The sequence below is a fragment of the Streptosporangium album genome, from assembly GCF_014203795.1.
GTDB classification, from domain to species: Bacteria; Actinomycetota; Actinomycetes; order Streptosporangiales; family Streptosporangiaceae; genus Streptosporangium; species Streptosporangium album.
Genome location: NZ_JACHJU010000001.1, coordinates 4,412,819 through 4,426,766 on the forward strand (window position 1 = coordinate 4,412,819; position 13,948 = coordinate 4,426,766).

Below are 13,948 nucleotides of genomic sequence, written 5' to 3' on the forward strand. Positions count from 1 at the left end.
CCGGGAGGGCCCGATGGAGTTCAACCACGCAGATCTGTTCGAGGGGCTCGCGGACGCGATCGGGGACCGCACCGCCGTCATCTGCGGCGGCAGCCGCCTCACCTATGCCGAACTGGACGCGGACGCCAACCGGCTCGCCCACTTCCTCCGGGGCCGGGGCGTGCGGGCCGGGCAGCACGTCGGGATCCATCTCTGCAACGGCGTCGAGTATGTCGTGGGGCTGCTGGCCGCACTCAAGCTCCGGGCGGTGCCGGTCAACGTGAACTACCGCTACGTCGAGGCCGAGCTGCTCTACCTCTACCAGGACTCCGACATCGTGGCCCTGCTGTTCGACGTGGAGTTCGACGGCCGGGTGGCGGCCGTGGCCCCGCAGGCTCCGGAGCTGAGACACCTGATCGCGGTGGGCGGCACGTCCGTGATCGCGGGGGCGGTGCCGTACGAGGAGGCGCTGGCCGGGCAGCCGGAGACGCGGGGGTTCCCCGAGCGGTCGGGCGACGACGTCTACATCATCTACACCGGCGGCACGACCGGGATGCCCAAGGGGGTGATGTGGCGCAACGAGGACCTGTTCTTCGGCTTCGGCGGGGGCAACCCGTACGGGGAGCCGCGTGCCACGCCTGAGGAGGTGATCGAGGCGGCCAGGACCTCCGGGCCGATGACCATGATGGCGGCGGCCCCGCTGATGCACGGCGCGGCCCAGATGGCGACCTTCATCGCCTGGTGGACGGGCGGCACCATGGTCTACGTCCGCAGGTTCGACGCGGCCGAGGTGCTGCGCGCGATCGACCGGGAGAAGGTCGTGTCGATCAACATCACCGGTGACGCGATGGCCCGCCCGCTGGCCGACGAGATCGCAGGAGGTGGCTACGACCTGTCGTCGTTGTACGTGGTCAGCTCCACCGGAGCCATCCTGACCGGCTCCGTCCGCGAGCGCCTGGCGGAGCTGCTCCCCGACAGGATGATCATGGACAGCTTCGGCTCCAGCGAGTCCGGCTACACCGCCTCGGCGGTCCCCGGGTCCTCACCCGAGTCGGGCCAGCGCTTCCAGTCCACCACCGCCTCCAACCTGGTGGTGCTCAACGAGGCCCTGGAGCCGGTCAAGCCCGGCTCGGGCGAGCTGGGCACGGTCGCCAGAGCCGGCCGGATCGCCTTCGGCTACTACAAGGACGAGGACAAGACCGCGCGCACCTTCGTGACCGACGGAGGCGGCGTCCGCTGGCTGCTCACCGGCGACATCGCCAGGGTCGAGGAGGACGGCACGATCACGATCTTCGGCCGGGGCTCGGTCTGCATCAACACCGGCGGCGAGAAGGTCTTCCCCGAGGAGGTCGAGGCGGTTCTCAAGGGCCACCCGGCGGTCTTCGACGCGGTCGTCACCGGCGTTCCCGACGGGCGGTGGGGCAGCCGGGTCGCCGCGGTGGTCGAGCTCAGGCCGGGCGCCGCACCTTCGGCCGAGGAGCTCGACGCCCACTGCCGGCAGAGGCTCTCCGGCTACAAAGTGCCCCGCGTCTTCGCCTTCGTGGACGAGATGGTCCGCTCCCCGGCGGGGAAGGCCGACTACCGCTGGGCCAGGGAGACCGCTCAGGCCGCCCTGCCCTGACAGACCCTCCGGGGGCCGCCGGCCGCGGAGCGGTCGCGATCTCCGCCCGCTGCCCCGACCTCCCCCTTAGGCCAGATCCCCGCGGTACGGGGGGAGGGTCACTCCTCGAGGTGGATGGCCAGCGCCGGGCAGACCGCCGCGGCGTGCCGGACGTCGGCGGCCTGCTCTGCCGGCGGGTCGGAGTTGAGCAGCACGGCGATGCCGTCCTCGTCGCGCTGGTCGAACACGTCCGCGGCGGCGACCACGCACTGTCCGGAAGCGACACACTTGTCCTGATCGATGATCACTTTCATGAGATCCTCCTGGTTATCGTCGTCGTTTGTTTGCCGTGCGGGGGAAGGTCACCAGGTCACGGGGAGTTCGTAGACGCCGTAGACGGACCCGTCGTGCTTGAACGGGATCTGTTCCAGATCCGTGGCCAGCCGCAGAGTGGGGAGGCGCCGGTAGAGGGTGCTGTAGACGATCTGCAGTTCCAGCCGGGCCAGCGGCTGGCCCAGGCACTGGTGCACCCCGAAGCCGAAGGCCACGTGGTGGCGGGCGTCGCGCTGGATGTCCAGCCGGTCGGGGTCGGGGAAAGCCTCGGGGTCGCGGTTGCCGATGTCGTTGGCCATGATCAGCCCGTCGCCGGCGCGGATGAGCTGTCCGGCGATCTCGATGTCCTCCAGCGCCGCCCGGCGCCGCCCGTTGTGCGTGATGTGCAGGTAGCGCAGCAGTTCCTCCACCGCCGAGGTGACCAGCTTCTCATCGTCCGTGTCGCGGAGGAGGGCCAGTTGGCCGGGGTGTTCCAGCAGGGCGAGCGTGCCGAGCGCGATCATGTTCGCGGTGGTCTCGTGCCCGGCGATCAGCAGCAGCACCCCCATCTGGGCCGCCTCCTGCCGGGACAGCTCCCCGATCTTGATCCGTTCGGTCAGCCGGGACAGCATGTCGTCGCCGGGGTTGGTGAGTTTCTCGCCCAGCAGGTTGTCAAGGTAGCCGGCCAGTTGGCCGAGAGCGGCCGACCGCTGCTCGGGCGTCGCGTCCCGCTTGATGATGGTCTTGCTGTTCTCCTGGAAGAAGTCGTGGTCGGCGTACGGCACACCGAGCAACTCGCAGATCACCAGTGAGGGCATCGGCAAGGCGAACGCCTCGACCAGGTCGACCGGTTTCGGGCCGGCGAGCATGTCGTCGATCAGCTCGTCGACGATCTTCTGCACGGCCGGCCGCAGCGACTCCACCCGCTTGATGGTGAACGGCGCCGTCACCATCCGCCGCAGCCGGGCATGCTCAGGATCGTCCATCAAGATGAAGCTGATCTTCGACGAGCCGTTGACGGGGGCCGGGCTCGGGTAGCCGGGCCGGGTGACGTCGGCACTGACCCTCGGGTCGGCCAGCAGTGCCCGTTGCTCGGCGTAGCGGGTCACCAGCCACGGGGTGCTGCCGTCCCACAGGCGGACCTTGGTGAGCGGGCCCTCCTCCTGCTTGGCCCGCAGAGCCGGGGGCGGATCGAACGGGCAGCCCGCAGCCCTGGCCATCGGGTAATCCGGAATCCCGGCGGGGTGCTCACCCGCCGGGTTCAACGTACTGGTCATTGATTCCTCCGATGGAACCTGTGCCGCGACCTGTGTGCGGCAAGCATTGATGAGCGCTTCCCCCGATGAAGGGTCAGCGAGTCGGACGAGGGTGGAATGGAGCACTCAGCGGTCGTCGCCGAGAGGGGTGCCAGGCCGGCTTCCCCCGGCGGTTATCGCAGGGCCGGTGCGGGGTCGGGGAGTGCATCGACGACCTCCTGCCGGCGTAGGCGGGTCTGTTTGGGCATGTTCCAGCCGAGTACGCCGGTGACCTTGCCGCCGTGGCGGTAGAGAGCGACGAAGCGGCGGCTCGCCGGGTCGCCGTCCGCTATGGTCACCTCGGCGCCGACGGGCAGCACTCCATGTACTTGGATCCTGGCGTCGAACTGGTCGGTCCAGAAGTAGGGCACGGGCCTGTAGGGCTGGTCGTCGCCGAGGATGTTGGCCGCGACGGTGTTGGCCTGTTCGGTGGCGTTGGTCCGGTTTTCCAGCCGCAGCGAGGTGCCGAGCTTGTCGTGGTGCCAGCGGGCCACGTCACCGACCGCGTAGATCCCCTCCGCCGCGCGGCAGCGGGAGTCGCACACCAGTCCGTCGTCTGCCCGCAGTCCGCTGCCGGTAAGCCATTCGGTCACCGGGTCGGCCCCGATCGCCACCACGACCACGTCGGCCGGCAGCACTTCGCCGGTGTCCAAACGCACGCCCGTGACCTTCCCCCGACGGCCGGACAGTCGGTTGACTCCGGCACCGAGCCGCAGGCGGACCCCGCGCTCGGCGTGCAGTTCGGCGAGCAGTCTCGCGACCGAGGGCCCGACCTGGCTCGCCATGGGGGCCGGCTGCGGGCCGGCCATGGTGACCTCGAGGCCCATGCCGTGCGCGGTGGCGGCGATTTCGGCGCCGAGCACGCCCTCCCCGACGACCACGAGCCGCGAGGAATCCAGCAGATCGGCCCGCAGCGCCAGCGCGTCGTCGAGAGTGCGCAGCACGTGGACCCCGGCCAGATCCGCCTGCCCGGGAAGCACCCGGGGCCGCAGTCCCGTGGCGACGACGATGGCGTCGGCACGCAGGGCGCGCCCGGATGTGGTGTGGACGGTGCGTGCGGCCGCGTCCAGGCCGACGGCCGGGTCGGCGAGGATGAACTCGGCGTCCAAGGCGGACAGAGCCGCTTGTGGTCGTAGCCGGGCCCGTTCGGGGTTCCAGGCGCCGGAGAGAACCTGTTTGGACAGTGGTGGCCGATCGTAGGGCAGGTGGGGCTCGGCGCCGAGTACGGTCAGGCCGCCCTGGTAGCCCTTGCGCCGCAACGCTTCCACGGTGGCGAGCCCGGCGGCGGAGGCGCCGACCACCAGAACGCTGGAGGGGGCGTTCATGCGGTCTCGCTCAGCTCGATTGCGGCGGCCGGGCACACGGTGGCGGCCTCGCGGACCACGGCATGCAGCTGCTCGGGTGGTTCCGCGTCGAGCAGGATCACGATCCCGTCGTCCTCCCGCTGATCGAACACCTCCGGTGCGATCAGCACGCACTGGCCGGCACCGCAGCATTTGACCTCGTCCACGATGACTTTCATCGTCAGTTCCTCCTCTGCCTGAATTCGCTGAGGCGCAACGGATCCAGTTGTGGAAGGATCCGCCGCGGCTCCGTCACGGGCAGGGCGTGACCGGTGCCAGCCACAGCCCGACGATCGCGTCGATCAACCCGGTCGCGGCGTCGTGCCAGTTGGACCGGGGTGTGGGGGTGCCCTCGGCGAGAGCGCGTTCGCGCTCGGCGTACATGTGCACCATCAGCTGACGGGCCATGTCACCGCGCTCGACACGCACCTCGACCGGCAGTTCGGGAAGGCATCGGTTCAGCCCGTCGAGGACCTGGTGCAGCGACGGCGAGGTGAGAGACTCGGCGACCATGATTTCGCGGAGTGCGGGGTCGGTCATCACCTGGGCGCCGAACCGGGCATACCACGTGGGGTTGCCCAGGGCGGCCAGATGTTCGGCGCTCGGGCGCACCAGGCAGGCCACCCAGTCCCGCACATTCGAGCTGTCGCCGATCTCGGCCAGCATCTGCAAGCGCACCCGCTCGATCTGCTCGGCGTTTTTGCGCACGATGGCGCGCACCAAATCGGTCTTGGTACCGAAGTGATAGCCGACCGCAGCGTTGTTTCCCTGCCCCGCGGCCTCGCTGACCTGACGGTTGGACACGGCGAACACCCCGTGCTCGGCGAACAACCGCTCCGCCGCCGCCAGGATCGACTCCCGTGTCGCACCGGCCCGCTCGGCCCGGACCGCCTTGCCGGCCATGGTCACCACCGCACCGGAACGTCGCGCAACCCGCCGACAGCGAGTCCCTCGACCTGATGCAGGTCTTCCACCGGGACGGCGAGCTCCAGAGAGGGAAGCCGGCGCAACAGCACCTCGAGCACGGCCTGCAGCTCGGTGCGGGCCAGCGACTGTCCCAGGCACGAGTGCGCCCCGGCGCCGAAGGCCAGATGGGGGTTCGGGCTGCGGCTGAGATTCATCTCGTCGGCACCGTCGAAGGCGCTCTCGTCGCGGTTGGCCGCGGCCATGCTGCACACCACGGTCGTCCCACGCGGCAGCAGAGTCCCGGCGACCTCGATCTCCTCGCCGAGATACCGCGGCATGCCGAACCCCGGGTTGGCGTCGAACCGCAGCGCTTCTTCCACCGCGGAGCGCACGAGCGACCGATCCGCCAGGAGTTGCTCCCAGCGCCGCCGGTCGGCCAGCAGCATCGCCACCATCTTGCCGATCATGTTCGCGGTGGTCTCGTGTCCGGCGACCAGCAAACCTTGGCCAGTGGCCACCAGCGTCGCGTCGGACAGTCGCTCGCCGTCGGCATCGGTGCCGGTGATGAGCTCACTGAGCAGGTCCTCGCCCGGTTCCGCGCGCTTGGCGGCAATGTGGGCGGCCATGTACCTGACGAACTCGGCCTGTGCCGCGTCGATCTCCGCCTGCGTGTACCGGGTCAGGTTGAGCAACGTGTCGGACCAGTACGCGAACGTGTCCCGGTCTGAGTCCGGGACCCCGAGCAGGTCGCAGATCACCCACACCGGCAACGGGAAGCCCAGGCTCGCCTTGAGGTCCGCCGGATGACCCCGCTCCAGCATGTCGTCGATGAGCCGCTCGGCCATCGCCTCCATCCCCGGCCGCAGCGCGGCCATGCGTTTGGCGGTGAACCATTTGCCGATCATCCGCCGCCACCGCTGATGCCCCTCACCGGCTTGCGGTATCGACATCGCCATCTCGCTGTTGAACACCCCGCCCGACTCGCTGGCCGAGATCCGGGCCGCGTCGTCCGTGTGCGCCGGCCGGGTGAACCGCGGGTCGGACAACACCTGCCTGACGTCCTCATAGCGCGTGACCAGCGACGCCTCGTCCCCGCTGGGCAGCGTCACCCGCGCCACGGGGCACTGCTGCCGCAGTTGCGCCCATTCGGCCGGCGGCTCCAACGCCGCCGTGCTGGGAATCGGATAGCTCAGCATCGGCCCGCCGTCACCTTGACCCACCATGACCTCCTCCGAACCGGCCTTCAGTTCATGGTCAGTTAACCCGGCGGTGCTAACTTAAGTCAAGCGACTGATTTAAAATCTACCAAGTCATGCGCATCCGCAACTGCCAAGCCGGAGGCTTCGCCATGCCCCATGTCCCTGCCGAACCCGCCGGGGCGTCCGCCCCACCGCGGACGAACACCGTCGTGGTGGTGCTCGCCCTCGCCGGGATCGTGGTCTCGCTGATGCAGACCCTGGTGATCCCGTTGATCCCCCAGCTCCCGAAACTCCTGGGCGCCTCGGCATCCGACACCACCTGGGCGATCACCGCCACGCTGCTCGCGGGCGCCGTCGCGACGCCGGTGATGGGACGGCTGGGAGACATGTACGGCAAGCGGCTCATGCTCCTGATCAGCCTTGCCCTGCTGGTGGCCGGTTCGGTCGTCGCCGGCCTCAGCCACACATTGGCGCCCATGGTCGTCGGACGGACTCTTCAGGGGCTGGCAGCCGGTGTCATCCCGCTGGGGATCAGCATCATGCGCGACGAACTGCCGGGCGAACGGCTCGGTGCGGCGACCGCGCTGATGAGCGCCTCGCTGGGCGTGGGCGGCGCACTCGGCCTGCCCGCGGCCGCCTTCCTGGCCGAACGCGCCGACTGGCACGTGCTGTTCTGGGTGGCGGCGGGTCTCGGCGCCCTCGCCTCCGTGCTCGTGCTGACGCTCGTACCGGAGTCCGCGGTCCGCACCGGGGGACGCTTCGATCTGGTGGGTGCGGCCGGACTGTCGACCGGGCTGCTCTGCCTGCTGCTGGTGATCTCCAAGGGCGCCGACTGGGGCTGGACCAGTGCCCTCACCACTGGACTGTTCGGCGCGTCGGTCGTCGCGCTGGTGCTGTGGGGGTGGTGGGAGCTGCGCACCAGGCAACCGCTGGTGGACCTGCGCACCACCGCACGACGTCAGGTGCTGTTCACCAACCTCGCGTCCGCCGTGTTCGGGTTCGCGATGTTCGCCATGTCCCTGGTGCTCCCGCAACTGCTGCAGCTGCCGAAGGCCACCGGCTACGGGCTGGGACAGACGATGCTGGCCGTGGGCCTGGTGATGGCACCCTCCGGGCTGGTGATGATGGCCATGGCCCCGCTGTCCGCGCGGATCTCGAAGACCAAGGGCCCCAAGGTGACGCTGATGCTCGGCGCCGTCGTGGTCGCCGCCGGCTACGGCCTCAGCGTCGCGCTGATGTCCGCCATCTGGCATCTCGTGCTCGTCTCCGCCGTGATCGGGGCCGGCATCGGTCTCGCGTACGGGGCGATGCCCGCGCTCGTCATGGCGGCCGTGCCCGTGTCGGAGACAGCCGCCGCCAACAGCCTCAACACGCTGATGCGGTCCATCGGCACCTCGATCTCCAGCGCGGTGTCCGGCGTCGTCCTGGCCCGGGTGACCACCACGCTCGGCTCCGTCACCGTCCCCTCCGAGAACGGCTTCCGCCTGGTCATGGCCATCGGCGCGGGCGCCGCCCTCATCGCCCTCGCCTTCGCGGCCTTCCTCCCCGGCCGACGCTCGATTTCCGCCACGCCGGCAACGCACACAGCCTCCGCGATACCCGCCGAAGCGGCTCCGTAGCCAAGGGCGGGGCGGTGGGCACGTCGAGGCGGTGATCGACCACGCGACGGCCGAGCCGCCGGTCCCCGACCTGCGCCGCATGAACCATCCGCTGCCCGGTGTGGTCGGCGTCTTCGCGGCGAGCACCTTCCCGTTCGCATTCTCGGTCGCGGGCGGCGACACCGCCTCCGCCCTGGCCGCCGGATGCCCGGTGGTGGTGAAGGCCCACGACGGACATCCACACACATCGGAGCTGTCACAGAAGATCATCCAGAGCGCGCTGCCCGACCCCGCGCTCCTCGGGCTGGTCCGGGGGATCGACGCGGGCAGGCGGCTGGCCCGGCACCCCGCCGTGGCGGCAGTGGGATTCACCGGCTCGATCCCCGGCGGGAAGGCCATTCAGGCGCTGATCGACGAGCGACCCGGCCCCATCCCGTTCTACGGCGAGCTGGGCAGCGTCAACCCGGTGGCCGTGCTGCCCTCGGCCCGCCGCGACGGCCTCGCCGAGGGGTTCGCCGCCTCGTTGACCCTCGGTGTGGGCCAGTTCTGCACCAACCCCGGGCTGCTGTTCGTGCCCGGCGGCACCGGGCTGCCGGAGTCCGTCGCCGAGGCGGTCACCGCCACCACGGGTGGCCCGATGCTCACCGAGCGGATCAGGGACGGGTTCCTCGACGGGGTGGCCCGGCTCGGCAAGCTCACCCCGCTGGCCGGGGGGCTGGCCGGTGAGGGCGCTTTCGCGGTGCCGCCGCAGGTGTTCACCACCGATCTCGCGACCTTCGCGGCAGACCTTCCCGGCATCGCCGAGGAGTGCTTCGGCCCCGCCGCGCTCGTGGTGACCTACGACGACCCGGCGGAGCTGCCCGCCGTGCTGGACCGGCTGGAGGGCTCGCTCACCGCCACGATCCACGCGTCGGACCCCGAGGAGGCGCGGCGGGTCGCCGACTCGCTGCTCCGGAAGGCGGGGCGGCTGATCTGGAACGGCTGGCCGACCGGGGTCGCGGTCCGTTGGGCCATGCACCACGGCGGTCCCTGGCCCGCGAGCACGGCCGCGGCCCACACCTCGGTCGGCGCCGCCGCGATCCGCCGCTGGCTGGTCCCCACCGCCTACCAGGACTGGCCCGCCGGGCTGCTCCCGCCCGAGCTGCGCGACGACAACCCGCTGGGAGTCCCGCGCCGCGTCGACGGCGTCCTGGCCTGAGGAGGGCCGTCGGCCGGGGCCGGCGCGGCCTCAACGCCGAGCGGGTAGCCCGGACGCCCGCGGCCTCAACGCCGAGCGGGTAGCCCGGACGCCCGCGGCCTCAACGCCGAGCGGGCATACCGGGTGGCCGCGGCCTCAGGGGCCGGCGGGAGACGCCTCTTGGCCGGTCCCCGACGTGGCGGGTCTCCGGGCCGTACGGCGGTACCAGCGGCCCCACCGGTCGAGTCGGTCGGCGATCTCCTCCAGGCTCCGGCCGATCTCGGTGAGCGCGTACTCCACCTTCGGCGGCACCTGGGGGTAGACCGTGCGCACCACCAGCTCATCGGCCTCCAGCTCACGCAGCTGCCGGGTGAGCATCCGTTGGGTGACGCCCGGCATGGCGCGCCTGAGCTCGCTGAACCGCTGCGGGCCGGGGAACAGGTTCTTCAGGATGGCCAGCTTCCACTTGCCGCCGACCACCTCCATGGCGACCTCGATCATGCAGTACTCCGGTACGTCCTCGCCCTCCGAGCACACGGGTCCACCTCCTGCATAGGTATACAAAATGGCACTATGACACAGAAAAGACCGTACTTGTGAAGAACGGTGGTACACACCCAGGCTGCTGATATGAGCTCCGAGAACGCGCCGTGCCCGACGCTGGAACCCACCGCCGCTGTGCCGCCCGCGACAGACCGGCGTCGATGGGCCGTCCTGGCTGTCCTGTGCGTGAGTCTGCTGCTGGTCGGAGTGGACCTCACGGTGTTGCACGTGGTGGTGCCCACCCTGACCAGGCAGTTGCTCCCGAGCGGGGCCGAGCTGCTGTGGATCGTGGACGTCTACGCCCTGACCGTGGCCGCGTCGCTGGTCACCTTCGGGACGTTGGGCGACCGCATCGGCCGCAGACGTCTCGTGCTCGCGGGGTTCGCCGTGTTCGGGCTGGCCTCCGCCGCGGCTGCCTGGGCCGGCACGCCGGCTCAGCTGATCGCCGCCCGCGCGCTGTTGGGGGGTGGAGCAGCGATGATCATGGCGTCCACGGTGGCGATCATCAGGGTGGTCTTCACCGGCAGGCGGGAGCGGGCGCTGGCCATCGGGATCTGGACGGCCTCCCACAGCGTGGGCGCCGCGATCGGCCCCGTCGTGGGAGGGCTTTTGCTCCAGCGGTGGTGGTGGGGGGCGGTTTTCCTGGTCAACGTGCCGATCGCCGCACTCGCCCTGGCTGTCGGTGCGCGGGTGATCCCGGAGTCGAGGGACCCGGTGCCAGGCCGGTGGGACGCGGTCAGCGCCGCGATGTCGGCAGCGGGGCTCGCGGGCGTGGTCTACTCCTTGAAACGTGCCGGTGACCAAGGAGGCGTGGACCTGCCCGTGCTGGCCGCGGGGGTCGGCGGCACCGGGTTGCTGGTGCTGTTCGTGCTCCGGCAGCGGCGGCTGTCCCAGCCGCTGCTCGACCTCTCGCTGTTCGCCGCCCGCCGCTTCACCGCCGCCACGCTCTGCGTGCTCGGATGCTTCGGCTGCTACACCGCGCTGCTGTTCTTCCTCACCCAGCGGTTCCAGCTCGTCGACGGCCACTCGCCGCTGCGGGCGGGGCTGTCGCTGATACCGCTGGCCGCGGCCGCGGCGGTGGGGGCGACGTCGGCGCCGTGGCTGGCAGCCCGATGGGGAAACCGGTGGGCCATCACCGCGGCGCTGGCCGCCTTCGCGGCCGGGCTGGCCGTGCTCGCCGCGGGCGGGGAGGGGGGAGTGCTCCCCTGGGCGCTCGTCACCATCGGCGTCGGGGCGGGTGTGGTGATGACCCTGGGCGCGGACTCGATCATGGCCGCTGCCCGGCCGGAACAGGCCGGTCAGGCCGCCGCGATCCAGGAGACGGCCTTCGAGCTCGGTGCGGGGATGGGCATCGCCACCCTCGGTACGGCGCTCGCCGTGACCTATCGGATCGCCCTGCCACCGGTGCCCGGTCTCGGCCCCGGCGACCACGCCGCCGCGCGTGAGTCGATCGGCACGGCCATCGAGATCGCCGACCGGCTCGCCCCGCCGGTCGCCGTTCCGTTACGGGAGGTGGCGCGGAGCGCGTTCGAGCAGGGGTTCGCCACGGTCACCGCGGCCGCCGCCGTGATCGTGGTGCTCACCGCGGTCATGGCGGCGATCCTGCTAAAGGATGACGACGTGTGGAGATCAGGTCGTCAGCTTCTCCATCCTGGGGGGGGCGGAGCTTGCAGCTCCTCACCGTGCATGGGGTGCACGATTCAGGCCGCGTCGCCGGAAGCGTGACTCACTGCCCGGCGACCGATGCTGATCGCCGCGTTGTGGTCGGCCGGGGCAGCGAACCCGCACCTGGCGCACCGGAAGTCGTCCCGGTTGGGACGGTTCTTCTTCTCGCAGTGCCCGCACCGGTCGTGGCCCTCCGCTCGGGTCGGTGTCATAGGCCGCAAAGTAGGGGCGTATCCCCAGGCCAGGACAGCGCGCCGATCCCTGTCGGAATCCGCTCACCGACCCGTTTGCCGACGTTGATTCTCGGTACGAGTTCTCGACGCTCACCACCTGCGACCTCGTAGTTTCCCAGTGGAGTGTCGACAGACGAGGGTATATCGACACTGGCAAGCGATCACGCAGAGCTACTTTGCACTTGGTCGCACGGACCCGAGCGGAGGGCCATCAGAGCAGGTCAGGGGTATATCCGTTGGATTTTCCGCGAGTACTACCGGGACCCCCTGGATCAACATGCCCAAGACCAGCGAATTCGAGGACACCACAGAGAAGTTGGCAGCTGGGCACCTCGCCGTTCGCCTGCCCCGGTCTCGGCGGTTCATGCGCAGCTCCGATCATGACGCACGCGCCTTGGGGCCGATGGAAGGTAGAGAGGCGGTGGAGGCGCGCCATGATGCCGGAGAGGCCGTCCAGGCCGGGCCGGGCCGGGGCGGGCTCGGGTTCGGGTTCGGCGAGGGGCGAACCAGTGCCGTCTGGCCATGCCACGGTGAGTAGGTGGAGGCGCATGTGGCCCTCATAGGAGCGGCGGGATCTCCTCGATCTCTGCTTACAGGACGCCGTCCGAGGGCCTGGCCACACAGGACACCGGGGTTTGAGCGTCAGCCGTGTCGGATCCGCTGGAGGGTCTTCCCGTTCGCGTCAGTGAAGACAAGCGCTGCCGTTGTGACGTCGGAAGGGAATTTCACAGCCCAAACCCCGAACCCCGCTCCGACGCTCCGCGCGACGCTTCCGGTAATTTTGCGCCCATCCGTGGTGACCGCCATGATCCCGTGAACCTCGGCCCTGGCGATGCCGAAGAAGATCTTTCCGAGGGCGTTCACGCGCTCCTGTTCACCAATGAGCCTGCGCAGCTGCTCCGCGGTGGCATCGGGATAGAGGGCTCGCACCTGCTTCGCGTCCAGAATGCCCAACGTAGCGCCCTGCGTGCGAGCGAACTCCTTGGCATTGAGCGGAGGAAACCCGGCGCAGGTAGCGCCGAGCGAATCCCACGCGTTGCACAGGACAACACCTTCCGCGCCGGCGGTTGACCGCCGGCCCAGCCACATCCAGATCGGTATCTCCGGCATGGAGGCGATCTTCCCGACGGGTGGGTACTTCTCCTTCAACTTCTTGAACCCCGCACCGGACGGCTCCGTCTTGGCCGCGGCAGACGGTCCAGTGGGCGCGGCACCGGTGGGCACGGCTACGGCAACCCCATCGCGCTGTCCCAGCTGCGGGAGACCGAGCCAGGTCACTGTGACGGCCAGGCACACCGACAGCGCCGAGATCGCAGCGGCACCTACCCGGCGGCGACGGCGTATCGCGCGTCCGGCGGCAATGGCCTGGTCCACCCGCACCGACATGGGCGGCTGCTCCTGGTGTGCCAGCGTGTCGAACAGTTGCCTGGCGTCCATCAGCGCTCCTCCATATGCGGTAGACAAGAGTCCTGCGCGCCGAGTGTCGAGCGCAGGGCGGCCAAGCCGCGGGCGGTCTGGCTTTTGACGGTTCCGGTGGAGCAGCCGAGTGTGCGGGCGGTCTGCTCGACACTCAGATCGCAGTGAAAACGCAGCACGAGGGTCACACGCTGGCGCGGCGGAACTCCGGCCAATGCCCGGCGCAGGTCCATGGCCATGTCGCGGTCGCTGCCCTCGAAAGAGGAATGGGGCGGCGTGGACGTCAGCCTTACCCGGGAGAACCAGCCTCCTCGCTGCTCGGCGAGAAAGACCCGGATCAGGATCACCCGGACATAGGCGTCGAGGTCGTCGGCCAGGCGCGCGTGGCGCCACTTGACGTACAGCCTTGTGATCGCCGTCTGCACCAGATCGTCGGCACGGTGCCAGTCCTGGCACAGCGGGTAGGCGATCCGCCGCAACCATGGCAGCCGCCCACTTACATAGGCGGTGTACTCCTCATCGAGGCTCATCGGTCTCCAAAAAAGATAGCTTCACAAAGAAGAGATGCGTCGAGCCCGTTCAGGGGTTGCATCGAGGGCCGATCGGTGAACGGGGTGACAGGGGAGTCGTCCTGGCCCTCCACCCGGGTCGGCGTCACCAGGGGAAAAGTAGCGAGAAAGAC

At 70.0% G+C, this 13,948-nt stretch carries 14 protein-coding genes; 4 read left to right on the plus strand and 10 right to left on the minus strand.

From position 1 onward, the window contains the following. Positions 1-13 precede the first annotated feature (13 nt). Positions 14-1,600: an acyl-CoA synthetase gene (locus FHR32_RS21125; RefSeq protein ID WP_184755879.1), complete on the plus strand. Its 1,587-nt coding sequence runs from the start codon at positions 14-16 to the stop codon at positions 1,598-1,600. Between the two features lie 98 nt (positions 1,601-1,698). Here the strand turns inward: FHR32_RS21125 and FHR32_RS21130 are convergent, their stop codons facing one another. From FHR32_RS21130 to FHR32_RS21155, 6 genes are all read right to left on the minus strand, one after another. Beyond that, positions 1,699-1,893, minus strand: a complete 195-nt coding sequence (locus tag FHR32_RS21130; protein WP_184755880.1) for a ferredoxin — start codon at positions 1,891-1,893, stop codon at positions 1,699-1,701. Positions 1,894-1,941: 48 nt separating this feature from the next. Further along, positions 1,942-3,168, minus strand: coding sequence for a cytochrome P450 (locus FHR32_RS21135; RefSeq protein ID WP_184755881.1), 1,227 nt, complete (start codon positions 3,166-3,168; stop codon positions 1,942-1,944). A gap of 152 nt (positions 3,169-3,320) precedes the next feature. Then, the gene (locus tag FHR32_RS21140; RefSeq protein ID WP_184755882.1) at positions 3,321-4,511 is read right to left on the minus strand and encodes an NAD(P)/FAD-dependent oxidoreductase; all 1,191 of its coding nucleotides are present in this window, start codon (positions 4,509-4,511) and stop codon (positions 3,321-3,323) included. Further along, a complete protein-coding gene (locus FHR32_RS21145) occupies positions 4,508-4,708 on the minus strand; it encodes a ferredoxin (RefSeq protein ID WP_184755883.1) in 201 nt (66 codons plus the stop codon). Before FHR32_RS21145 ends, FHR32_RS21140 begins: the two co-directional genes overlap by 4 nt. A 73-nt stretch (positions 4,709-4,781) precedes the next feature. After that, the gene (locus tag FHR32_RS21150) at positions 4,782-5,432 is read right to left on the minus strand and encodes a TetR/AcrR family transcriptional regulator (RefSeq protein WP_184756624.1); all 651 of its coding nucleotides are present in this window, start codon (positions 5,430-5,432) and stop codon (positions 4,782-4,784) included. Positions 5,433-5,434: 2 nt separating this feature from the next. Beyond that, positions 5,435-6,658 (minus strand): cytochrome P450, encoded by a 1,224-nt coding sequence (locus tag FHR32_RS21155; RefSeq protein ID WP_184755884.1) that lies wholly within the window; start codon positions 6,656-6,658, stop codon positions 5,435-5,437. Positions 6,659-6,783: 125 nt separating this feature from the next. On the opposite strand from FHR32_RS21155, the gene FHR32_RS21160 reads away from it, so the two are divergent. Together FHR32_RS21160 and FHR32_RS21165 are read left to right on the plus strand one after the other, a co-directional pair. Next, positions 6,784-8,253 (plus strand): MFS transporter, encoded by a 1,470-nt coding sequence (locus FHR32_RS21160; RefSeq protein ID WP_184756625.1) that lies wholly within the window; start codon positions 6,784-6,786, stop codon positions 8,251-8,253. A gap of 31 nt (positions 8,254-8,284) precedes the next feature. Next, positions 8,285-9,430, plus strand: coding sequence for an aldehyde dehydrogenase family protein (locus FHR32_RS21165; RefSeq protein WP_312882540.1), 1,146 nt, complete (start codon positions 8,285-8,287; stop codon positions 9,428-9,430). A 135-nt stretch (positions 9,431-9,565) separates the two neighbouring features. Here FHR32_RS21165 and FHR32_RS21170 read toward each other — a convergent pair whose 3' ends face one another. After that, positions 9,566-9,946: a winged helix-turn-helix transcriptional regulator gene (locus tag FHR32_RS21170; protein WP_312882541.1), complete on the minus strand. Its 381-nt coding sequence runs from the start codon at positions 9,944-9,946 to the stop codon at positions 9,566-9,568. Positions 9,947-10,039: 93 nt separating this feature from the next. Here FHR32_RS21170 and FHR32_RS21175 point away from each other — a divergent pair, with 93 nt between their 5' ends. After that, positions 10,040-11,677, plus strand: a complete 1,638-nt coding sequence (locus FHR32_RS21175) for an MFS transporter (protein ID WP_184755885.1) — start codon at positions 10,040-10,042, stop codon at positions 11,675-11,677. On the opposite strand, the gene FHR32_RS21180 is transcribed toward FHR32_RS21175, so the two are convergent. From FHR32_RS21180 to FHR32_RS21190, 3 genes are all read right to left on the minus strand, one after another. Then, entirely contained in the window at positions 11,653-11,829 is a 177-nt protein-coding gene (locus tag FHR32_RS21180) for a zinc ribbon domain-containing protein (protein ID WP_246466244.1), read from the minus strand. The genes FHR32_RS21175 and FHR32_RS21180 overlap by 25 nt on opposite strands. A 663-nt stretch (positions 11,830-12,492) precedes the next feature. Then, entirely contained in the window at positions 12,493-13,287 is a 795-nt protein-coding gene (locus FHR32_RS21185) for a hypothetical protein (protein ID WP_184755886.1), read from the minus strand. Further along, positions 13,287-13,796, minus strand: coding sequence for a SigE family RNA polymerase sigma factor (locus FHR32_RS21190; protein ID WP_184755887.1), 510 nt, complete (start codon positions 13,794-13,796; stop codon positions 13,287-13,289). Before FHR32_RS21190 ends, FHR32_RS21185 begins: the two co-directional genes overlap by 1 nt. Positions 13,797-13,948 lie beyond the last annotated feature (152 nt).

Coding starts and splice junctions, on each gene's coding strand:
- FHR32_RS21125 (WP_184755879.1), top strand. CDS start 14: ATGGAGTTCAACCACGCAGATCTGTTCGAGGGGCTCGCGGACGCGATC.
- FHR32_RS21130 (WP_184755880.1), bottom strand. CDS start 1,893: ATGAAAGTGATCATCGATCAGGACAAGTGTGTCGCTTCCGGACAGTGC.
- FHR32_RS21135 (WP_184755881.1), bottom strand. CDS start 3,168: ATGACCAGTACGTTGAACCCGGCGGGTGAGCACCCCGCCGGGATTCCG.
- FHR32_RS21140 (WP_184755882.1), bottom strand. CDS start 4,511: ATGAACGCCCCCTCCAGCGTTCTGGTGGTCGGCGCCTCCGCCGCCGGG.
- FHR32_RS21145 (WP_184755883.1), bottom strand. CDS start 4,708: ATGAAAGTCATCGTGGACGAGGTCAAATGCTGCGGTGCCGGCCAGTGC.
- FHR32_RS21150 (WP_184756624.1), bottom strand. CDS start 5,432: ATGGCCGGCAAGGCGGTCCGGGCCGAGCGGGCCGGTGCGACACGGGAG.
- FHR32_RS21155 (WP_184755884.1), bottom strand. CDS start 6,658: ATGGTGGGTCAAGGTGACGGCGGGCCGATGCTGAGCTATCCGATTCCC.
- FHR32_RS21160 (WP_184756625.1), top strand. CDS start 6,784: ATGCCCCATGTCCCTGCCGAACCCGCCGGGGCGTCCGCCCCACCGCGG.
- FHR32_RS21175 (WP_184755885.1), top strand. CDS start 10,040: ATGAGCTCCGAGAACGCGCCGTGCCCGACGCTGGAACCCACCGCCGCT.
- FHR32_RS21180 (WP_246466244.1), bottom strand. CDS start 11,829: ATGACACCGACCCGAGCGGAGGGCCACGACCGGTGCGGGCACTGCGAG.
- FHR32_RS21185 (WP_184755886.1), bottom strand. CDS start 13,287: ATGGACGCCAGGCAACTGTTCGACACGCTGGCACACCAGGAGCAGCCG.
- FHR32_RS21190 (WP_184755887.1), bottom strand. CDS start 13,796: ATGAGCCTCGATGAGGAGTACACCGCCTATGTAAGTGGGCGGCTGCCA.